Source organism: Brevundimonas sp. GW821-FHT10E09 (genome assembly GCF_058809375.1).
On sequence record NZ_JBXASO010000009.1, the window covers coordinates 109,832 to 128,945 of the forward strand.

Genomic DNA, 19,114 nt, shown 5'->3' on the forward strand with positions numbered 1-19,114 from the left:
ATTCAGCCGTGTGGCTCGGTCCTAGTCGCGACGACGACGACCGCGATCACCACCGCGATCACCGCCGCCTTCGCGCTTGGGACGGCCGCCGGTGTCGTCCGACAGGGGCTCTTCGCCGCGCTCGGCGCGTTCGGCGTTGATCTTGTCGGTCAGGTCTTCGCCCGTGGTCTGATCGACGACCTTCATCGACAGCTTGGTCTTGCCGCGATCGTCGAAGCCCAGGAACTTGACCTTGACCTCCTGGCCTTCCGACAGGACGTCGGCCGGGTTGGCGACGCGTTCCAGAGCGATCTGGGACACGTGGACCAGGCCGTCCTTGGCCCCGAAGAAGTTCACGAAGGCGCCGAAATCGACGACCTTGACGACCTTGCCGGAGTAGATGGTTCCGACTTCCGGTTCCGAGGCGATGGACTGGATCCAGGCCTTGGCGGCGTCGATCTTCTCCTGGTCGTTGGCGGCGACCTTGATGGTGCCGTCGTCGCCGATGTCGATCTTGGCGCCGGTCTTCTCGACGATCTCGCGGATCACCTTGCCGCCCGAACCGATCACTTCACGGATCTTGTCGACCGCGATCTTGATGGTTTCGATCTTCGGCGCATGCTCGCCCAGTTCGGCGCGCGGCGCATCCATGGCCTTGGACATCTCGTCCAGGATGTGGAGGCGACCGGCCGAGGCCTGGGTCAGGGCCTGTTTCATGATCTCCTTGGTGATCCCGGCGACCTTGATGTCCATCTGAAGGCTGGTGATGCCTTCCGAGGTGCCGGCGACCTTGAAGTCCATGTCGCCCAGGTGATCTTCGTCACCCAGGATGTCCGACAGGATGGCGAACTCGCCCGACGGCTCTAGGATCAGGCCCATGGCGATGCCCGAGACCGGACGGATCAGCGGCACGCCGGCGTCCATCAGGGCCAGCGACGAACCGCAGACCGTGGCCATCGAGGACGAGCCGTTCGACTCGGTGATCTCGGAGACCAGGCGGATGGTGTAGGGGAAGTCTTCCTTCGACGGCAGCATCGGACGGATCGCGCGCCAGGCCAGCTTGCCGTGACCGATTTCGCGACGGCCGGGCGAACCCATGCGGCCGGCTTCACCCACCGAATAGGGGGGGAAGTTGTAGTGCAGCAGGAAGCTTTCCTTGTAGGTGCCCTGCAGGCTGTCGATGTACTGCTCGTCCTCGCCGGTGCCCAGGGTGGCGACGACCAGGGCCTGGGTTTCCCCACGCGTGAACAGGGCCGAACCGTGGGTGCGCGGCAGGACGCCGACTTCCGACACGATGGCGCGGACCTTGTCGAGGGCGCGGCCGTCGACGCGGTGGGCGTTCTCGATGATGTCGCGACGCAGGACGTCGGCTTCACATTCCTTGAAGGCGGCCGCGAACTTGGAGCTGTCGACGCCCTCGGGGTTCTCGTCGGTCTTCACCAGGGCGGCGGCGGCGGTCTTCTTGGCCGCATCGACGCCCGAGCGACGGTCGTACTTGCCGGGGTGGGTGTAGGCGGCCTTGATGTCCTCGCCGACCAGCTTCTTGATCGAGGTGACGACGTCGGAGTGGTCTTCGGCCTGGAAGTCGAAGGGCTCCTTGGCGGCGTGTTCGGCCAGATCGATGATGGCGTCGATCACCGGCTGCATGCCGGCGTGCGCGAACATCAGCGCCTCGAGCATCTTCTCTTCCGACAGCTCCTTGGCTTCGGATTCGACCATCATCAGGGCGTCTTGCGTGCCGGCGACCACGAGGTCCAGGTCAGAGCCCGGGATCTGGTCGACCGTCGGGTTCAGAACCAGTTCGCCGTCGATCAGGCCGACGCGCGCGGCGCCGATGGGGCCCATGAAGGGCACGCCCGAGATGGTCAGGGCGGCCGAGGCGGCGACCATGCCCAGCACGTCCGGATCGTTTTCCATGTCGTGCTGCAGCACGGTGATGACGACCTGGGTCTCGTTCTTGAAGCCCTTGACGAACAGGGGGCGGATCGGACGGTCGATCAGGCGGGAAACCAGGGTTTCCTTCTCGCTGGGACGGCCTTCACGCTTGAAGTAGCCACCCGGAATCTTGCCGGCGGCGAAGGTCTTTTCCTGGTAGTTGACGGTCAGGGGGAAGAAATCCAGACCCGGCTTGGGCGAACGGCCATAGACGACGGTGGCCAGAACCACGGTCTCGCCGTAGGTCGCCAGCACGGCGCCGTCGGCCTGGCGGGCGATGCGGCCCGTTTCCAGGGTCAGCGGGCGTCCGGCCCACTCGATCGTCTTGCGTTTGATATCGAACATATTTCGTCTTTCGTATCCCGGACGGCGTATTCCGTGCGGGGTCCCATCATTGGGGGCGGATGCGTCGGCGTTCAGTCCTTCGATCCAGAGGTCGCCGCGCCATCGCGGTCGACCGGGAGAGGACCGGCATGGCCCTCGCAACTGCGCCGTAAGTCCTGCGGCGCACAGGTCGTCTCTAGTCGCACAACGAGGCGCGGACGTGACCGCCCGCGCCTCGAAAGCTTATTCTACACTGATCCGACGCCTTAGCGGCGCAGGCCCAGCTTGGCGATGAGCGCCTGGTAGCGACCGGCGTCGACCTTGTTCAGGTGGTCGAGCAGGCGGCGACGTTGCGACACCATCTTCAGAAGGCCACGACGCGAGTGGTTGTCCTTCTTGTGGGTCTTGAAGTGTTCGGTCAGGTTGGAGATGCGTTCCGACAGGATCGCGACCTGAACCTCGGCCGAGCCGGTGTCGCCAGCGGTGCGGGCGTTATCGGCGATGATCTCGTGCTTGCGTTCAGCAGTAACCGACATCGAAGAGTCCTTTCTTGGCCTATCGCGCTTCGCGCTACTTGAGGCCGTGGGGTCTCGGCCCTTGCCGGATGGCGCGGGCCTAGAGGTTGAAAACGCGGTCGGGTTCTAACCGGCCGGCCCGCAACTGACAGAGGGCGACGAGGGTCTGGCCCTGAAAGGCTGAAACCGTTCGCGAACCGCCGGCAAGGCGATCCTTGAGGGTTTCCACCTGACGGGGGAGCAGAACGATCGGGCGTCCCTGCCGAAGCGAGAAGGCGTCCTGATCCGTCACGGCCAGCTCCGGGATGTCGTCCAGGGCGGTCGCAACGGGAAGCAAGCCTTCCGAGGCGGCGCCCCTATGCACCAAATCCTCGAGAAAATCCAGCGTCACGGCGTTTTCGGTATGAAACGGTCCCACCCGCTCGCGCCGCAGGGCCGAAACATGCCCCTCTGCGCCCAGGACGGCCGCCAGATCGCGCGCCAGCGACCGGACATAGACGCCCTTGCCGGTGCGGATGGTCAGTTCGACATGGTCGGCGTCCGGGGCGTCGGTGACCTCGGCCGAATGGATGGTGACGCGGCGGGACTGAAGCTCGAACTCGACCCCGTCGCGGGCCAGGTCATAGGCGCGGGCGCCGTCCACCTTGATGGCTGAGAAACGGGGCGGGGTCTGGTCGATCTCTCCGACGAAGGCGGGCAGGGCGGCCTTTACCGCCTCGACCGAGGGGCGGACGTCCGAGCGGCCGATGATCTCGCCCTCGCGGTCCACGCTGTCGGTCGATACGCCCCAGTTGATGGTGAAGCGATAGACCTTCTGCGCCTCCATCATCATCGGCACGGTCTTGGTCGCCTCGCCAAGCGCTATGGGCAGGATGCCGCTGGCCAGCGGATCCAGGGTTCCGGCGTGACCGGCCTTCTGGGCGTTGAACAGGCGGCGAATGCGGCTGACCGCCTCGGTCGAGCCCATCTCGAACGGCTTGTCCAGGCAGACCCAGCCGTCGATCACTTCGCCCTTCTTCTTGCGGGCCATTATGCTGGGCCTATCGCGCTTCGCGCTACTTGAGGCCGGGCCATTAGGCGTCGCCCTCTTCGTCGTCGCGCCGTTCCAGGTCGGCGCGGACGCGGGGGTCTTCGAACAGACGGTCGAGATGGCTGGCGGCGTCGAAGCTTTCGTCGTGGCGGAAGCGCAGGTCCGGCGTGAACTTCATGTCCAGACGCCGGCCCAACTGGCCGCGCAGGAATTTGGCGTGGACGTTCAGCGCCTTGATGATCTCGCTCTCGTGGCCCGTGGTCGGGGCGGCCTCGACGCCGGCGCCCAGGGGTTCGACGAAACAGGTGGCGTGTTTCAGGTCCGGCGACAGGCGGACCTCGGTCACGGTGACAGACACGTCGGCCAGGGCCTCGTCGTGGATGTCCTCCTCACGCAGGATGTCGACCAGGGCGTGACGGATCAGTTCGCCGGCGCGCAACTGGCGTTGGCTCGGACCGGCCGGGCCGGAGGAATTGCGGGTATGCTGTTTGTGGGCCATCGGCCGCTCCTTCTTGTTCGCCCGCCGGGGCTCGGACCCGGCCGGATAAGCGAAAGTCGGGCGGTCTAGGCGCGTGGAGCCGCCCTGTCCAGTTCCGCCGCTCTGACGGACCGCATCACCTCGCCCGAAAACGCCGAGCGCGCCGGGCGGATCGCCACCCCGCCGGCGTTCAGCGCACCGGCCGTCCAGTGGTTGCACAGGTGCAGGATCGAAAAGCTCTCCCGGCTGACGAAGAAGCGGGCGTCGTCGCCGGCGCGAGCGGTCGCGACACGCGGCCCCCCGTCTGCGAGGTCGAGCGAGGACTCGATCCGTCCCGCCATTCGATCGAAGGCGCCGGGCGGGAGGCGCAGGGCCGCGCGTCGATCGGCGGCGTGGCGGTCGCGGGGGTCCAGACTCTCCGGGTCCAGCATGACGACGGAGGGATTGCCGGGCCGGAAGAAGGCGCGCGCGCCGTCAGGCAATCGGTCCGAGATCGGACTTTGATCGACATAGAAGGCGGCGTCGCCCCAGCCGATCAGAATCCAGTCGCCGGGCGCCAGGTCCGCGACGGCCTGTCCAAGCGGCCCGCCGCGTCGTTCCAGCGCCGCGCGGGGCACGGCCAGATCGGTGTGGAAGCCGTTGTCGAGCAGATAGACCGTGACCGGCGCGTCGGTGATCGACGGGATGGACGCGCCCGGCCGGGTCCAGGTCAGCAGGGCGGCGACCACGCCGATCAGAACCGCCAGGGGCAGGGCCCATCGCATCGCTGTCTCTCCGAACGCCTCTCCAGCCATGAAGATAGACGACCAGGCGTGGCGGGCGAAAGGGCGCGCCGTCGGCGGAACGGGCTGGATCTAGGAGTCCGTGTCCGCAAACGGCGAGACCGGCGCCGTCTGCCATTCGCCGCGCCAGTCGTAACTCAGCGTCACGCAATGGCGGTAGGTCCCGTCGGCCCAGCGGCCGACCGCCTGTATCGTCAGCGGGCGGGGCGCGCGGATGCGGCTCATCACCAGCCAGACGTCGTTCGCGCCGGGACACAGGGCGCGGGCCAGACCCCGTCCGTCGCCGCTCTGTTCGATGGCATAGAGGTCGCTCTCGTTCGCCCCCTCGGGCAGGACGCGCCGCGCCTCGTTCGGCCCGCCCCGGGTGAAGTCGGCCGAACCGCGCGCGGTGGTCGAGAACAGCCGTTCCACGCTGATCGCCCCGAACAGGCCGCGCCGGACCTGGAGGGTGATCCCCTTGGTCAGGGCCTGGGTGATGCGGTCCGAGGCGTTGTAGGACAGATAGCGGGTGTCGGCGTGCGCGGGCGCGGCCGCCGACAGGGTCAGCAAGGCGATGAGAACGGGAGCGAGGGGCGAGCGCATGTCTCTTCCTTCCCCGGCCATTGCGGCGACTTTAGGCCTCGCCCAGGCAGCGCAGGGCGACTTCCAGATTGCGCAGGCCGTCTTCGCCCGTCACCGCCGGGGTTTCGCCGGTGTGGATGGCGCGGGCGAAGGCCTCCAGCTCCTTCCTCAGCGGTTCGGCCGGCCAGCTGTTCAGCATCCGGGTCGAATAGGAGCCGTCGGGCTGCTGCCCAAAATACTCCGTCACCTGGCGGGTGATCAGGTCGGCGACGATGAATTTGGTCTTGGTGGCGACCTGCAGGGTGCGGGTCTTGTAGGGCGTGACCCAGTTGGTCGTGATGTGGGCGATTACGCCATTGTCGAGCCGGAACTGCAGCAGGGCCGTATCCTCGCGCTCGGCGCGGGTGCGGGCCAGTTGCGGCTGGACCTCGACGATCTCGGATCCGGTCAGGTGGCGGATGATGTCGATGTCATGCACCGCCAGGTCGATGACCACGCCGACCTCGCCCATGCGCGGCGGGAAGGGGCCGACGCGGGTGATCTGGATGGAGATGATCTCGTCGTCGGCGACGGCGCGCTTGACCGTGTCCACCGCCGGATTGAAGCGTTCGACCTGGCCGACCATCAGGACGCGGTCATTGGCCTTGGCGGCGTCGATCATCCGCTGGGCGTCGGCCACGGTGGCGGCGATCGGCTTTTCGACCAGGACGTGGACGCCCTTTTCCAGCAGGGCGACGCCGATTTCGGCATGGAATCGGTTGGGCGTGGCCACGACAGCCGCGTCCAGGCCGGCGTCGACGAAGGCCTGGGCGGTCGTGACCGGCGCCGCCTCATAGGCGGCGGCGACCCCATCGGCGACGACCGCATCCGGGTCGAAGACCGTGGTCAGGTCGAACTCGCGCATCTCGGAGGCGACGCGCGCATGGTTACGGCCCATGACGCCGACGCCGGCGACGCCGAACTTGAGGACGGGGGTGTTCGGCATCAGGCTTGGCCCTTGTAGCTGGCGACGGCGGCGATGACCTTGTCCTGGGTCGCCTCGTCCAGATCGGCGTGCATCGGCAGGCTGAAGACCACGTCCTTCAGACGTTCGGTCACCGGCAGGCCGCCGGCCCCTCGCGGGAAATGCTCATAGGCCGGCTGCAGGTGCAGCGGGATCGGATAATAGACGGCGGTCGGCACGTCATGGGTCTTCAGATGGGCGATCAGGCCGTCGCGGTCGGGGTGTTCGACCGTATATTGCGCCCAGTTGGAGATATTGCCCGCCGGAACGTCGGGAACCTTGGCGACGTGTGGGCGCAGACCCTCATTGTAGCGGGCGGCGATCCGGTTGCGCCACGTGATCTCTTCACCGAACACCTTCAGCTTCTCGATCAGCACGGCGGCCTGGATCGTGTCCAGACGGCTGTTCAGGCCGATCCGCATGTTCAGATATTTGGGGTCGTGATCGAAGACGCGGTCCTTCAGGTCCACCGCCACCGCCTTGCCGTGCACGCGGACGGAATCGATCAGCTGGGCCAGTTCGTGGTCATTGGTCAGCACCGCCCCCCCGTCGCCGTAGCAGCCCAGGGGCTTGGCCGGGAAGAAGCTGGTGGTGGTGATGTCGGCCCATTTCAGCGGGTGCTCCCCGCCGATGGTGCAGCCGAAACCCTGGGCCGAATCCGCGATCAGCTTCAGGCCGTGCCTGTCGCAGATCGCCCTGATCGCCGGATAATCGGCGGGCTGGCCGAACAGGTCGACGGCGATGACCACGCGCGGGGTCAGGCGGCCCTCGGCCTTGATTCCCTCGATGGCGCGCTCCAGCGCGGCCGGGTCCATATTGTAGGTGTCGGCGTCCACATCGACGAAGACCGGCTCGGCGTCGAACCAGGGCACGACCTCGGCGGTGGCGGCGAAGGTGAAGCTGGGCACGAAGACCGCGTCGCCGCGTCCGATTCCCCAGGCCATCAGCGGCAGGGCCAGGGCGTCGGTGCCGTTGGCGCAGCCCAGGGCGTGTTCGGCCCGGCCGAAGGCGGCGAGTTCGGCTTCGAACTGACGGACCTGAGGCCCCATGACCCAGGCGCCGCCGACGACGGCCTCCTGAACGGCGGCCTCGATCTTGCCTGCGAGACGCAGGCGCTGGGCCTGAAGGTCGATGAAGGGGATCATGAACGCGCTCTCCACGAGGATCCGGGGGGATCGGGGGCGGCGGGACGACGGGTCGGGCCGCGAGGGTGGCCGCCGTCCTAGCAAGATCGAACGCGGAGACCAAACCGGGCGGCGTCACTTCGCGTTGCCCATTGCAACGATCATGTTCTAAGCCGACGCCATGTCCGCTTTCGCCGCCGCCAAGACCAAGGTCTCCAACTGGTTGTTTCACCAGGCCCTGCCGTTGTGGGCCGAACAGGGCGTGGACGGCCAGGGGCGGTTCTTCGAACAGCTGGATTTCGAAGGTCGGGCGCGGACCGGACTGCGTCGACGCACCCGGGTTCAGGCGCGTCAGATCTATGTCTTCTGCGAAGCCGCCGCCCTGGGATGGGCGCCGGGGCGCGCGGTGGCCCAGGCCGGTCTGGACCGGATGATCGCCGCCTGTCCCCGCGACGACGGCCTGTGGGTCGCGGCGACCGATGACGCGGGCGCGGTCGTGGACGAGACGCCGGACCTTTATGATCTGGCCTTCGTGCTCTTCGCCCTGGCGGCCGCGCATCGGGTGCTGTGCGACGACCGGGCCCGGCCCCTGGCGCTGGAGACCCTGGGGGCGATCAATCGGTTGATGGCGGCCCCGCACGGCGGCTGGCATGAGGCCCTGCCGCCGAGTCTGCCGCGTCGCCAGAACCCGCACATGCACCTGCTGGAGGCCATGCTGGCCTGGCAGGCGACCGCGCCCGACCCGGTCTTCGGGACGGCGGCGCGCATGGCGCTGGACCTGTGCCGCGACCGTTTCCTGATCGACGGCGCGATCCGCGAATATTTCACCGAGGATTGGCGACCGGATCCGGCCGTCGGGCATATCGTCGAACCCGGCCATTTCGAGGAATGGGCCTGGCTGTTGCGTCAGGCTGAAATCGCCGGTCTCGACGCCGGCCCAGGCCTGGATCAGGCGGCGGAGGCCCTGCATCGCCGCGCCGTCGCCCAGGGGCTCAAGGCCGGCTTCATGATCCGCGAGATGGACGCCGACGGTGCGCCGATCCACGCCGGACGCCGTCTTTGGGCTCAGACGGAGGCTGTCCGCACCGCCCTGACCTTCGGGGACGCCGCCGCCGCAGACCTGATCGAGGCGACCTTCGCCACCCATCTGGCGACGGCCGTTCCCGGCCTGTGGGTCGACAGCTATGAGGCGGACGGGACGTCGTCGGACAAGGCCGCGCCCGCCTCCAGCCTGTATCACCTGATGACCGCCTTTTCCGAACTGCTGAGACACGACGCATGACCGGTTTGCCCGCCGTCTTTCTGGATCGCGACGGAGTCCTGATCGAGGACTCCGGCTATCCCCATCTGCCCGAACACCTGAAACTGATCCCGGGCGCGACGGCGGCGGTGCGGCGGTTGAACCGGCTGGGCTATCTGGCGGTGATCGTCACCAACCAGTCGGGCGTGGCGCGCGGTATGTTCGACGAGGCCCAGATGAACGGGTTCAACGCCCTGCTGGTCAAACGCATGGCCCAGGACGGGGCGGCGATCGGCGCCGTCTACGCCTGCCCCTTCCATCCGGAGGCGCGAGACGAACGCTATCGCCATCCCGACCATCCCGACCGCAAACCCAATCCCGGCATGCTGCTGCGGGCCATAGCCGATCACGACATCGATCCGGCGAAGTCCTTCATGATCGGCGACCAGCCGCGCGACATCGAGGCGGCGCAGCGGGCGGGCGTGTCGGGCTTCCTGTTCCAGGGCGGCGACCTGGACGTCTTCGTGCGTGAACTGATCGGCGCCTGACCATCGCAATTCTTCGTGCGGTGAATTAGTTTCCTCCTTCTTGGTTGAAGGAGCGCCCCGTGACCCTCGTCGCCGCCTATGTCGAACGTCGCTGGAAATCCCCGGACGGTCTGGACCTGTTCGCGCGCGATTATGCGCCGGGGCCCGGCGTCGCGCGTCCGCCGATCATCGCCATTCACGGCCTGACCCGTAACAGCGCCGACTTCGGCGCTCTCGCGCCTTTTCTGGCCCAGAGCGGACGGCGCGTCCTGGCCGTCGATGTGCGCGGGCGCGGCCTGTCGGATCGTGCGTCCGACCCGATGACCTACCGGCCCGATGTCTATGCGAAGGATATGCTGGCCCTGATGGATCAGGCTGCGATCGACCGCGCCGTCTTCGTCGGCACCTCGATGGGCGGGCTGATCACCATGGCCCTGACGGCCCTGAAGCCCCGGGCGGTGGTCGCCGCCATATTGAACGACATCGGTCCCGAGGTGGCGCCCGATGGCCTGGCGCGCATCGCGTCCTACAGCGGCCAGCCCGTCGAGATCGGCTCATGGGCCGATGCGGCGGCCTATGCGAAACGAATCAACGGGGTCGCCTTTCCCCACTATTCCGACGCCGACTGGGACGGGTTCGCGCGGCGCATCTTCCGCCAGCAGCCGGACGGGGAGATCGGGCTGGACTATGATCCGGACATCTCGGTTCCGATCCGGGCGGCGGGGGCCAAGGCTCTGGTTCCCAACCTGTGGCCCATGTTCCGGCGTCTGGCGAAGACCAAGCCGACCCTGCTGGTGCGGGGCGGGGAGTCCGACCTTCTCAGCCTCGCCATCGCCGAGAAGATGAAGAAGGCCGCGCCGGCCATGGCCTATGTCGAGGTCCCCGGCGTCGGCCACGCCCCGATGCTGGACGAAGCCGAGGCCAAGGCGGCGATCTTCGAATTCCTGGCGGACGTGGATTAATCCTTCGTCGGATCGACCTGGCTGGCGTCGCCATAGGTCAGGGCCAGGAAGACGTCTTCCAGGTCCGGGTCCTCGGTGGTGATGTCGGCGATGGTCACGCCGGCGGCGCGGACGGCGTTGATGACCTGTTCCACCGACGACTGACCCTTCTTGTAGGTCACGGCGAAGGCGCCGCCGGGACGGGGCGTGACCTGGAAGCCGTCCAGAACCGGGGGCGTCGCCTGGGGCGTCTCGGGCGTGACGACCACATTGCGGCTGTCCAGACGGCGCAACAGTTGCGGCGTCGGCTCGCAGGCCACCACCTGGCCCCGGTTGACGATGGCGATGGTGTCGCAGAGCTCCTGCGCCTCTTCCAGATAGTGGGTGGTCAGGACGATGGTCACGCCCTCCGCATTGATCTGGCGGACATAGGCCCAAAGCTGGCGGCGCAGTTCGACGTCCACACCGGCCGTCGGCTCGTCCAGGATCAGGATGGGCGGATTGTGAACCAGGGCCTTGGCCACCATCAGGCGCCGCTTCATGCCGCCCGACAGGGCGCGGACATAGGCGTTGGCCTTGTCCGACAGGCCCAGGGCCGCCAGCAGTTCGTCGGAGCGACGTTCATTCTTGGGCACGCCGTAGAAGCCGGCCTGGACCTCCAGCGATTCACGCGGGGTGAAGAAGACGTCGGCGACGATCTCCTGCGGCACCACGCCCAGGGCCGCGGCGGCGTCGCGCGGCTCCTTGTCGATATCGCGGCCCCAGATGGTCACCGCGCCTTCCGACTTCTTGACCACCCCGGCCAGGATGTTGATCAGGGTCGATTTTCCGGCGCCGTTGGGCCCCAGAAGCCCGAACACCGAACCGCGGGGAATGATCAGATCGACCCCGCGCAGGGCCGTCTTGGGCGCCGACTTCTTGGAGCCGGCGTAGGTCTTCTTCAGCCCGCGCACCTCGATGGCGTTGTCGGGCAGGGTCGTCGCATCGGTCATTCGGGGCGCTTTGATCGAGAAATCGGGTCGCGCGGCGGTTTGACGCCGCCGGACGGGCCGCATAGGTATGCGCCCGACGCCTCCTCGCCAAGATACGAGCCGAATAATGCCGCCCCGCCATCCCGACGCGATCATCCCTCCGCCCGAAGAAGTCGTGGTTTCGACCAAGCGCGTCGCCTGCGACGGCGGCGGCGGCGCCCTCGGCCATCCGCTGGTCTATATGGACATGGGCGAGGACGACTTCATCGAGTGCGGCTATTGCGACCGCCGCTTCGTCCTGTCGGCCGATCCGCACGACGAGAGCGAATATCTGAGCCCCGCCGCCCGCGCGCCCGAGGCCCATTGAATACAGGCCCGCTGAGCCTGTCACCTCAGTTGAATCGTGGTTTCGCCATCTGGCGGCTATAGAGGGCGTCAACCGCGCCTCCCGGACGGAGACACACGCTTGCGTTATCTGCACACCATGGTCCGCGTACAGGACCTCGACGCCTCGTTGCATTTCTATTGCGATCTGTTGGGCCTGCAGGAGGTGCGACGCACCGAGAACGAGAAGGGCCGTTTCACCCTGGTCTTCCTGGCGGCGCCCAAGAATCTGGAACAGTCGGCGGCGGAATGCGCCCCCGAGGTCGAACTGACCTTCAACTGGGATCCGGAAACCTATCAGGGCGGCCGCAACTTCGGCCATCTGGCCTACAAGGTCGATGACATCTACGCCGCCTGCCAAAGGCTGATGGATGGCGGAGTGGTGATCAATCGTCCGCCGCGCGACGGCAATATGGCCTTTGTCCGGTCGCCGGACGGTATTTCGATCGAACTGCTGCAGGAAGGCGAGCCCCTGGCCCCTGCCGAGCCCTGGGCCTCCATGGACAATACCGGAACATGGTGATGCGTCACCTCGCACTGGTATCGACGGCGGCCCTGGCGTTGTCGGCCTGCGCCTCGACCACCGAGACCTATATCGGCCGCACCGCGACCGAACAGCTGCTGATGGCGCGGGCGTCGGACAAGGCGGTGGAGGGTTTGTCCCTGCCCCTGCCGACGGCGGCGTCGATCTTCGTCGATGAGTCCTATTTCCAGGGCGAGGGCTCGCGCTACGCCATCAGCGCCATTCGCGCCGCCCTGTCTGACGCCGGATACCGCCTGGCGCGCAACAAGGACGAATCCGACGCTGTGTTCGAGATCCGGCCGGGCGCCCTGTCGCTGGAACAGATGCGCCGCGTCTTCGGTCTTCCGGAAATGCGGATTCCCATCAACGAGACCCTGAACGTCGTCTCGCTGCCGGAACTTTCGGTCTACAGCAATCGCGACCGGGTGGGCGTCGCCGAGTTTTCCGGCTTCCTGTACGAGGCCAAGACCGGGGCTCCCCTGGGCGCGGTCCTGCCCATGATCGGCGAGTACAGGATCCGCAGTCACAAGCTGCTGATGATCGTCAGCTGGGGTCAGCAACAGGCCCAGCCGGGACGGCGCGACCCTGGATCCAGCTGGACCGAATTCTGACGGCTGACGCGGCGGCTCCGGCCGCCTATGTTCCGGCCATGACCGACGCCTCCGCTCCCCAGACCGCCCCCGAACAGGATCGCCCCCTCACCCAGGACGGCCCCGCCCTGCGGCTGTGGATGATCGACGCCTCGGCCTATATCTTCCGCGCCTATCACGCCTTGCCGCCGCTGACGCGCAAGTCCGACGGCCTGCCGGTCGGGGCGGTCCAGGGCTACTGCAACATGTTGTGGAAGCTGCTGAAGGACATGAAGGGCGCCGACGGCCCGACCCATCTGGTCGCCATTTTCGACCACTCGGACAAGACGTTCCGCAACACCCTGTATGACCAGTACAAGGCCCACCGCCCGCCGGCCCCCGAGGACCTGGTCCCGCAGTTTCCCCTGGTGCGCGAGGCGACGGCGGCCTTTGGCGTCCATTGCGTCGAACTGCCCGGCTACGAGGCCGACGACCTGATCGCCACCTATGCCTGCAAGGCCCGGGACGCCGGCGGCGAGGCGGTGATCGTGTCCTCCGACAAGGATCTGATGCAATTGATCGGCGGCGGCGTCGTCATGTGGGATCCGATGAAGGACCGGCGGCTGGCCGAGCCCGAGGTGTTCGAGAAGTTTGGCGTCGGCCCGGAGAAGATGATCGATCTTCAGGCCCTGATCGGTGACAGCGTCGACAATGTTCCCGGCGCCCCGGGCATCGGACCCAAGACGGCCGCCCAGCTGCTTGATGAATACGGCGACCTGGACGCCCTGCTGGCCCGCGCGGGCGAGATCAAACAGCCCAAGCGCCGCGAGACCCTGATCAATTTCGCCGATCAGATCCGCCTGTCGCGCGAGCTGGTCCGCCTGACCTGCGACGCCCCGGCGCCCGAGCCGATCGAGGATTTCGCCGTGCGCGATCCGGATCCCGAGACCCTGTCGGCCTTTCTGGACAAGATGGAGTTCCGGTCGCTGCAACGTCGTGTCGGCGACGGCAGGGCCGGCCCCAGCGAGACTTCCGCCTTCGCCCCCAAGCGCGCCCCGAACCTGAGCGCCCCCGTCGCCACGCCCCGCTACGGGCAGGTGGTGGAAGGTCCCGCCGAGGCCCAGATCTTCGACCTTGAGGCTTACGAGTGCGTCCAGACCGAAGAGGCGCTGGATCGCTGGATCGCTAGGGCGGTCGAGGCGGGGAGTGTCGGCTTTGACACGGAGACGTCGTCGCTGTCGGCGACGCATGCGGGGCTGTGCGGGGTGTCGCTGGCGGTGGGGCCCAATGAGGCCTGTTACATCCCGCTGACGCATGAGCATGAGCCGCAGGCGGGCGAGGGAGGGCTGTTCGGGGTGCCGGGGGAGGCGCGGGAGCCGATCCAGCAGCTCGACAAGGCCAAGGCCTTGGCGAAGCTCAAGGTTTTATTAGAAAATCCGTCGGTTCTGAAGGTGCTGCAGAACGCCAAATACGATCTGGCGGTCATGGCGCGGCGGGGGATCCGCGTGGCTCCCTATGACGACACCATGCTGATCTCCTATGTGCTCGAGGGCGGGCTGCACGGGCATGGGATGGATGAGCTAGCGCGGCTTCATCTGGGGCATGACCCCGTGCCGTTCAAGAGCGTGGCCGGAACGGGCAAGAGCCAGAAGTCGTTCAGACACGTCGCCCTGAAACCCGCCACCCAGTACGCCGCCGAAGACGCCGACGTCACCCTGCGTCTGTGGCGCATCCTCAAGCCCCGGCTGGCGCGCGAGGGCCTGTCCACCGTCTATGAGACCCTGGAACGCCCCCTGCCCGCCGTCCTGGCCGAGATGGAGACCGCCGGCGTCCGCATCGACCCCGACCGCCTCAAACGCCTGTCCAGCGAGTTCGGCCTGCGCATGGCCGAGCTGGAGGCCCAGGCCCACGAGATCGCCGGCCGCCCCTTCAACATCGGCTCCCCCCGCCAGATCGGCGAAATCCTGTTCGGCGAGCTGAACCTGCCCGGCGGCAAGAAGACCGCCTCCGGCCAATGGGGCACCGACGCCAGCGTGCTGGAAGACTTGGCCGCCACCCACGCCCTGCCCCGCGTCCTGCTGGACTGGCGCCAGCTGTCCAAGCTGAAGGGCACCTACACCGACGCCCTGACCGCCGCCGCCGACCCCGCCACCGACCGCGTCCACACCAGCTATCAGCTGGCCGCCGCCACCACCGGCCGCCTGGCCAGCTCGGACCCCAACCTTCAGAACATCCCCATCCGCACCGAGACCGGCCGCGAAATCCGCCAGGCCTTCATCGCCGCCCCCGGCCATCTGCTGATCAGCGCCGACTACAGCCAGATCGAACTGCGCCTGCTGGCCCATATCGGCGACATCCCCGAGCTGAAACGCGCCTTCAAGGCCGGGCTCGACATCCACGCCGCCACCGCCAGCGAAATGTTCGGCGTCCCCGTCGAGGGCATGCCGTCCGAGACCCGCCGCCGCGCCAAGGCCATCAATTTCGGCATCGTCTACGGCATCAGCGCCTTCGGCCTGGCCGCCCAGCTGGGCATCGATCAGGGCGAGGCCGGCGCCTATATCAAGACCTATTTCGACCGCTTCCCCGGCATCCGAACCTATATGGACAAGACCAGGGCCGAGGTCCGCCAGGCCGGCTTCGTCTCCACCGTCTTCGGCCGCCGCATCCACATCCCCGCCATCCACTCCAAATCGGGCGCCGAACGCCAGTTCGGCGAGCGCGCCGCCATCAACGCCCCGATCCAGGGCGCCGCCGCCGACATCATCCGCCGCGCCATGATCCGCATGCCCACAGCCCTGGCCGAGGCCGGGCTGACCACCCGCATGCTGCTGCAGGTTCACGACGAACTGGTCTTCGAAACCCCCGAGGCCGAGGCCGACCGCGCCATCACCGTCATCAAACGCGTCATGGAAACCGCCTCAGACCCCGCCGTCGCCCTGACCGTCCCCCTGGTCGTCGACGCCCGCGCCGCCCCCAACTGGGACGCCGCGCATTGAGGCGGCTACCGGCCCCGACGCGGTCGGGCCCTGCTTGAGCCGAGCGGCGAACCCGCCGCGGGGGATTTGACCCGAGGCCCCCGGCGGACCCACCTATCGGTGATCGGCGAATAGCCTTTACACGCGGCACGAGCGACCCCATTTTACCAGCGCGCGGGGAGGCCCGGAATGGACACCGGATACCCTCAAGCCCCCTGGATGGGGACAAGCACCAGCGTAGCCTTTGCTGGCACCGATAAGGACTCTGGGGTTGCTGTGCCTCACTGGAGCAAACCGGATCGGCAGTCAGGTCCACTTAGGCGCGGCTTCCAGCGTTTCTAGAACGCCCATGGCCAACCGTGATCGGGGATGACGTCGGTAAGTTTCGAAACTCCCTGGCCAACCGTTTTCCCCCCACGGGGTTGCGGCGCGTCGCTCCCCTGAGGATCAGGCCCATGGCTAAATCTCAGAAGGTGCGTCGAGTGGTTTGGAAGATCGACATTGCACATTGCCTCTTGGCAGTTGCCGTCATCCTACAAGCCCTCAAATGAGAGAATGGGGAGCCTCCGGCTCCCCATTTTTGTTCTCACCTATTCTCAATCTAGTCCATCGCCACCGTGAAGGTTACCATATCCACGCTCTCTCTATAGCCTCTAGGCTACGTGTTGCCGGCGACGTGGCGGGATCATCAGGTCCTGGACTTCATTTAAAACGGTTCTCTGGCAGGAGCAGCCTACTCTCGGTTAAGCTGTGGCATGTCCAAGCTAAAACTCGACCTCATTAAGAACAGCATCTCCTACTTCCGGGAAGCCGTTGCCTATGCGCAGCGCGATGAGCTGGACGAGACACGCTGGAAGTTTGCGATCATCAATGTCGTGCAGGCGATGGAGCTGGCCCTCAAGGAAAAGCTGCGCCGCATTCATCCGGCTCTAATTTACTCATCAGTGGACGAGCGCACCGACACCGTCTCGCTTAAGAAAGCTCTGAATCGGTTGGTCGATCCCGGTATCGGCGGACTGGTCATCGCTGAAAAAGATCCCCGCAAGATCGAAACCGCCGTGAAGCTCAGAAACGAGTTGACGCATTTCGAATGCGAGCATGAGCACGAGCATATGGAGGCGAAATTTGCCGACATTTTCAGCTTCATGATTTTCTTCTATCGAGAGCATCTCGGCCTCGAAACGGAAGAGTTCATCGACTACGACGAACACCAGCGCATTATCGGGCTGGTTAAAGCGCGAGCAGAGCTTCGAACGCGCGCCCGAAGCTACATCAAGGCCGAAAACTTTATCGACGTTTGGATTTGCCCGTCCTGCGACGAGTCCACTTTCGTCGCTCAGAACGGCGAGTGCTGTTTCTGCCACCACAAAGAGGCGGTGATCGAATGCGCGTCTTGCGGTCAGGAAACACTTGAGTCGAACGTGATCGACACGTCCAACTATCTCGATTGGGACTATGACGAAGGCAGAATGGTCCTCATGGAGGACTACGGGATGGAAATGACCGCCTGTCAGGGTTGCATCGAAACCTTCAAATCAAAGGTCGAGGATATGCGCCAAGCGCAGTACTACGAGTATATGGAACGCGAAGCGATGAGCTACTCCCGATGAGCTTGCTCGCGAAACTGAAGGCCATGGCGGATGCGGACAAGGCGCTCGACGAGCAACTTCCTCTCATCGAGGTCGTCCAACGCATCGTCAAACTAAACGAGGGCCTGAGAAGCTTTTGGTCATCAAGTCATGGCTGGGCTCCAGCCGATGCGGCGGAGTTGATGGGGAAATCTCGGCTCGACCGTCAGGCCTCCCTCTCACGCTCACTGCTGCATTGGATAACAGCCGATGAAGAGCTTGAAGACGGCGACCTCATACTCGGCTGGACCAATCTTGGTAGCCTGATCGAAGGTACTATTAAGCTCTTCCTCGCGGTCTATTACGAAGATTTCAAAGCCGACTTCGAGAATGTGAAAAAGACGCAGGCGTGGCACTCGAAGCAGGAGAAAGTCCTCGAGCCAGACGGTCTGCGCCTCGAAGTCCTCGTGCATTATGTGGAGACAGCGAAGCTCTTTCAGGGCGACGACCTTGCCCTCTTCAAGCTCGTGCAGCAGAGGCGCAACGCTATCCACGCCTTCAAGGACAGGGATATCGGAACCCCTGCCGAGCTGCATTCAGCGATGCGGGCCTACCTAAGATTCCTGCGAGACACGGCTTCACGCCTGCCCTATCCCGATGACTTATATGAGCCGCGAGAGCTCTAGGTCCACAGCACGGCCATCTAACGGAAGTGCAGGACCGAACTCCCGGTGTGTCCGCAGCGCCTCGCGTCGGACACCGGGCGTATGGATCCTAGGGACAAGCCCTAGGATGACGAAGCCGGGGGGTGGATCGACAACATCTTCGCCTTGTGGTGAGTGCGGCGGAGTTTGGGGGATGAGGCGCCATCATGTTCATAGCGCCGCTGCTGGCACTCGCTGTTCTGGTTCCGGATCCGGGGACGCCCAAATTGTGGGAGCAGGAGGCGCCCGCCACCAACTGGGCGCGGACGCCCGATCCCGAAGTGACCTCTGACCTGATGCCGGGGTTCGCGGCGCAGTTGGACCTGCAGGGCTGGGCCATTGTTCGCTGTTATCAGGAGACGGACGGCCATCCCTACAACTGCAGGGTCGTCGAAGAACGGCCGCAGGGCTTGGGGTTCGGGTCTGCGGCGCGCGTGGTGGTCGCCAGCGGGGAACTGAGGCTGGGGCGGGTCGCCGGTATACCGATGCCGGGCGAGGTGCGGGCCAGAGTGCGTTTCCGCGTGGAGGATGAGGCGGAAGAAGGCGGGTGGAGCGGGCCGGAGCCGTCCGAAATCCAGCTGAAGCTTGCGCGCCAGATCGTCGATCGCGCCTATGAGGACGGGGAGCCGGAAGAGGACAATTTCCTCGACGGGCTGGATTACGACAGGCGGGCGGTCGTCCAGGCCTGGGTCGATGAACTGTTCGTCGAGGTGCGCGCCGAGCGGCGCGAGGCCCTGGTGTTGCAACTGGCGCGGCTGGCGAGCGAGAGCGACCTTCGTCGCCTGCTGGCCGGCGACTATGTATCGCCGCCGGATATGGACAGGTTTGAATCGGCCTATCCGGAATCCAAGGCCGCCAAGGCGGCGGTCGCAGAACTGAGACGCCGATACTGCGAACGGTACAGCTGCGACGCCAGCGAGGTGAAGACGGACGAGGCGGGCGGTCGGTAGGAATTACGGGCGCTGGACGGGTTGAACGCCC

19 protein-coding genes are annotated in these 19,114 nt (G+C 66.0%); 10 read left to right on the forward strand and 9 right to left on the reverse strand.

The window, feature by feature from the left end:
- Positions 1 to 21: 21 nt before the first annotated feature.
- From pnp to AC1RSI_RS10270, 8 genes are all read right to left on the reverse strand, one after another.
- A complete protein-coding gene (pnp, locus tag AC1RSI_RS10235; RefSeq protein ID WP_008260258.1) occupies positions 22 to 2,259 on the reverse strand; it encodes a polyribonucleotide nucleotidyltransferase in 2,238 nt (745 codons plus the stop codon).
- Positions 2,260 to 2,504: 245 nt separating this feature from the next.
- On the reverse strand, positions 2,505 to 2,774 hold the full coding sequence (rpsO, locus tag AC1RSI_RS10240) for a 30S ribosomal protein S15 (protein WP_008261985.1): 270 nt from the start codon (positions 2,772 to 2,774) through the stop codon (positions 2,505 to 2,507).
- A gap of 79 nt (positions 2,775 to 2,853) precedes the next feature.
- Positions 2,854 to 3,783 (reverse strand): tRNA pseudouridine(55) synthase TruB, encoded by a 930-nt coding sequence (gene truB / locus AC1RSI_RS10245; protein ID WP_154726752.1) that lies wholly within the window; start codon positions 3,781 to 3,783, stop codon positions 2,854 to 2,856.
- A 43-nt stretch (positions 3,784 to 3,826) separates the two neighbouring features.
- Positions 3,827 to 4,282 carry a 30S ribosome-binding factor RbfA gene (rbfA, locus tag AC1RSI_RS10250; RefSeq protein WP_154726753.1) on the reverse strand — a complete coding sequence of 152 codons (456 nt, stop codon included), beginning with the start codon at positions 4,280 to 4,282 and terminating at the stop codon, positions 3,827 to 3,829.
- Between the two features lie 65 nt (positions 4,283 to 4,347).
- On the reverse strand, positions 4,348 to 5,025 hold the full coding sequence (locus tag AC1RSI_RS10255) for a DUF2459 domain-containing protein (protein WP_154726754.1): 678 nt from the start codon (positions 5,023 to 5,025) through the stop codon (positions 4,348 to 4,350).
- Between the two features lie 90 nt (positions 5,026 to 5,115).
- Positions 5,116 to 5,625 (reverse strand): hypothetical protein, encoded by a 510-nt coding sequence (locus AC1RSI_RS10260; protein WP_035310293.1) that lies wholly within the window; start codon positions 5,623 to 5,625, stop codon positions 5,116 to 5,118.
- A 31-nt stretch (positions 5,626 to 5,656) separates the two neighbouring features.
- The gene (locus AC1RSI_RS10265; protein WP_035310291.1) at positions 5,657 to 6,589 is read right to left on the reverse strand and encodes a Gfo/Idh/MocA family protein; all 933 of its coding nucleotides are present in this window, start codon (positions 6,587 to 6,589) and stop codon (positions 5,657 to 5,659) included.
- Entirely contained in the window at positions 6,589 to 7,752 is a 1,164-nt protein-coding gene (locus AC1RSI_RS10270; protein ID WP_035310304.1) for a DegT/DnrJ/EryC1/StrS family aminotransferase, read from the reverse strand. The genes AC1RSI_RS10265 and AC1RSI_RS10270 overlap by 1 nt, the downstream gene beginning before the upstream one ends.
- 160 nt (positions 7,753 to 7,912) lie before the next feature.
- Between AC1RSI_RS10270 and AC1RSI_RS10275 the strand changes: the two genes are divergently transcribed.
- From AC1RSI_RS10275 to AC1RSI_RS10285, 3 genes are read left to right on the forward strand one after another with little or no spacing between them, the layout of a single operon-like run.
- Positions 7,913 to 9,013 carry an AGE family epimerase/isomerase gene (locus tag AC1RSI_RS10275; protein ID WP_154726755.1) on the forward strand — a complete coding sequence of 367 codons (1,101 nt, stop codon included), beginning with the start codon at positions 7,913 to 7,915 and terminating at the stop codon, positions 9,011 to 9,013.
- Positions 9,010 to 9,519, forward strand: a complete 510-nt coding sequence (locus tag AC1RSI_RS10280; RefSeq protein ID WP_154726756.1) for a D-glycero-alpha-D-manno-heptose-1,7-bisphosphate 7-phosphatase — start codon at positions 9,010 to 9,012, stop codon at positions 9,517 to 9,519. Before AC1RSI_RS10275 ends, AC1RSI_RS10280 begins: the two co-directional genes overlap by 4 nt.
- Before the next feature lie 59 nt (positions 9,520 to 9,578).
- On the forward strand, positions 9,579 to 10,460 hold the full coding sequence (locus AC1RSI_RS10285; protein WP_154726757.1) for an alpha/beta fold hydrolase: 882 nt from the start codon (positions 9,579 to 9,581) through the stop codon (positions 10,458 to 10,460).
- On the opposite strand, the gene AC1RSI_RS10290 is transcribed toward AC1RSI_RS10285, so the two are convergent.
- Positions 10,457 to 11,431 (reverse strand): ABC transporter ATP-binding protein, encoded by a 975-nt coding sequence (locus AC1RSI_RS10290; protein WP_154726758.1) that lies wholly within the window; start codon positions 11,429 to 11,431, stop codon positions 10,457 to 10,459. The genes AC1RSI_RS10285 and AC1RSI_RS10290 overlap by 4 nt on opposite strands.
- Before the next feature lie 106 nt (positions 11,432 to 11,537).
- Here AC1RSI_RS10290 and AC1RSI_RS10295 point away from each other — a divergent pair, with 106 nt between their 5' ends.
- From AC1RSI_RS10295 to AC1RSI_RS10325, 7 genes are all read left to right on the forward strand, one after another.
- On the forward strand, positions 11,538 to 11,777 hold the full coding sequence (locus AC1RSI_RS10295) for a zinc-finger domain-containing protein (RefSeq protein ID WP_008263386.1): 240 nt from the start codon (positions 11,538 to 11,540) through the stop codon (positions 11,775 to 11,777).
- A gap of 99 nt (positions 11,778 to 11,876) precedes the next feature.
- The gene (locus AC1RSI_RS10300) at positions 11,877 to 12,317 is read left to right on the forward strand and encodes a VOC family protein (protein WP_008259598.1); all 441 of its coding nucleotides are present in this window, start codon (positions 11,877 to 11,879) and stop codon (positions 12,315 to 12,317) included.
- Positions 12,317 to 12,928: a DUF6655 family protein gene (locus tag AC1RSI_RS10305; protein ID WP_230307713.1), complete on the forward strand. Its 612-nt coding sequence runs from the start codon at positions 12,317 to 12,319 to the stop codon at positions 12,926 to 12,928. The genes AC1RSI_RS10300 and AC1RSI_RS10305 overlap by 1 nt, the downstream gene beginning before the upstream one ends.
- Positions 12,929 to 12,966: 38 nt before the next feature.
- Positions 12,967 to 15,882: a DNA polymerase I gene (gene polA / locus AC1RSI_RS10310; protein WP_447941247.1), complete on the forward strand. Its 2,916-nt coding sequence runs from the start codon at positions 12,967 to 12,969 to the stop codon at positions 15,880 to 15,882.
- A gap of 734 nt (positions 15,883 to 16,616) precedes the next feature.
- On the forward strand, positions 16,617 to 17,471 hold the full coding sequence (locus AC1RSI_RS10315) for a hypothetical protein (RefSeq protein ID WP_447941246.1): 855 nt from the start codon (positions 16,617 to 16,619) through the stop codon (positions 17,469 to 17,471).
- On the forward strand, positions 17,468 to 18,115 hold the full coding sequence (locus tag AC1RSI_RS10320) for a hypothetical protein (RefSeq protein ID WP_198004259.1): 648 nt from the start codon (positions 17,468 to 17,470) through the stop codon (positions 18,113 to 18,115). The genes AC1RSI_RS10315 and AC1RSI_RS10320 overlap by 4 nt, the downstream gene beginning before the upstream one ends.
- 185 nt (positions 18,116 to 18,300) lie before the next feature.
- A complete protein-coding gene (locus AC1RSI_RS10325; protein WP_008262814.1) occupies positions 18,301 to 19,083 on the forward strand; it encodes a hypothetical protein in 783 nt (260 codons plus the stop codon).
- The last annotated feature ends 31 nt before the right edge of the window (positions 19,084 to 19,114 follow it).

Coding starts and splice junctions, on each gene's coding strand:
- AC1RSI_RS10280 (WP_154726756.1), top strand. CDS start 9,010: ATGACCGGTTTGCCCGCCGTCTTTCTGGATCGCGACGGAGTCCTGATC.
- AC1RSI_RS10255 (WP_154726754.1), bottom strand. CDS start 5,025: ATGCGATGGGCCCTGCCCCTGGCGGTTCTGATCGGCGTGGTCGCCGCC.
- AC1RSI_RS10315 (WP_447941246.1), top strand. CDS start 16,617: ATGTCCAAGCTAAAACTCGACCTCATTAAGAACAGCATCTCCTACTTC.
- AC1RSI_RS10320 (WP_198004259.1), top strand. CDS start 17,468: ATGAGCTTGCTCGCGAAACTGAAGGCCATGGCGGATGCGGACAAGGCG.
- AC1RSI_RS10295 (WP_008263386.1), top strand. CDS start 11,538: ATGCCGCCCCGCCATCCCGACGCGATCATCCCTCCGCCCGAAGAAGTC.
- AC1RSI_RS10265 (WP_035310291.1), bottom strand. CDS start 6,589: ATGCCGAACACCCCCGTCCTCAAGTTCGGCGTCGCCGGCGTCGGCGTC.
- AC1RSI_RS10275 (WP_154726755.1), top strand. CDS start 7,913: ATGTCCGCTTTCGCCGCCGCCAAGACCAAGGTCTCCAACTGGTTGTTT.
- polA (WP_447941247.1), top strand. CDS start 12,967: ATGACCGACGCCTCCGCTCCCCAGACCGCCCCCGAACAGGATCGCCCC.
- pnp (WP_008260258.1), bottom strand. CDS start 2,259: ATGTTCGATATCAAACGCAAGACGATCGAGTGGGCCGGACGCCCGCTG.
- truB (WP_154726752.1), bottom strand. CDS start 3,783: ATGGCCCGCAAGAAGAAGGGCGAAGTGATCGACGGCTGGGTCTGCCTG.
- AC1RSI_RS10305 (WP_230307713.1), top strand. CDS start 12,317: ATGCGTCACCTCGCACTGGTATCGACGGCGGCCCTGGCGTTGTCGGCC.
- AC1RSI_RS10260 (WP_035310293.1), bottom strand. CDS start 5,625: ATGCGCTCGCCCCTCGCTCCCGTTCTCATCGCCTTGCTGACCCTGTCG.
- AC1RSI_RS10290 (WP_154726758.1), bottom strand. CDS start 11,431: ATGACCGATGCGACGACCCTGCCCGACAACGCCATCGAGGTGCGCGGG.
- AC1RSI_RS10325 (WP_008262814.1), top strand. CDS start 18,301: ATGTTCATAGCGCCGCTGCTGGCACTCGCTGTTCTGGTTCCGGATCCG.
- AC1RSI_RS10270 (WP_035310304.1), bottom strand. CDS start 7,752: ATGATCCCCTTCATCGACCTTCAGGCCCAGCGCCTGCGTCTCGCAGGC.
- rbfA (WP_154726753.1), bottom strand. CDS start 4,282: ATGGCCCACAAACAGCATACCCGCAATTCCTCCGGCCCGGCCGGTCCG.
- rpsO (WP_008261985.1), bottom strand. CDS start 2,774: ATGTCGGTTACTGCTGAACGCAAGCACGAGATCATCGCCGATAACGCC.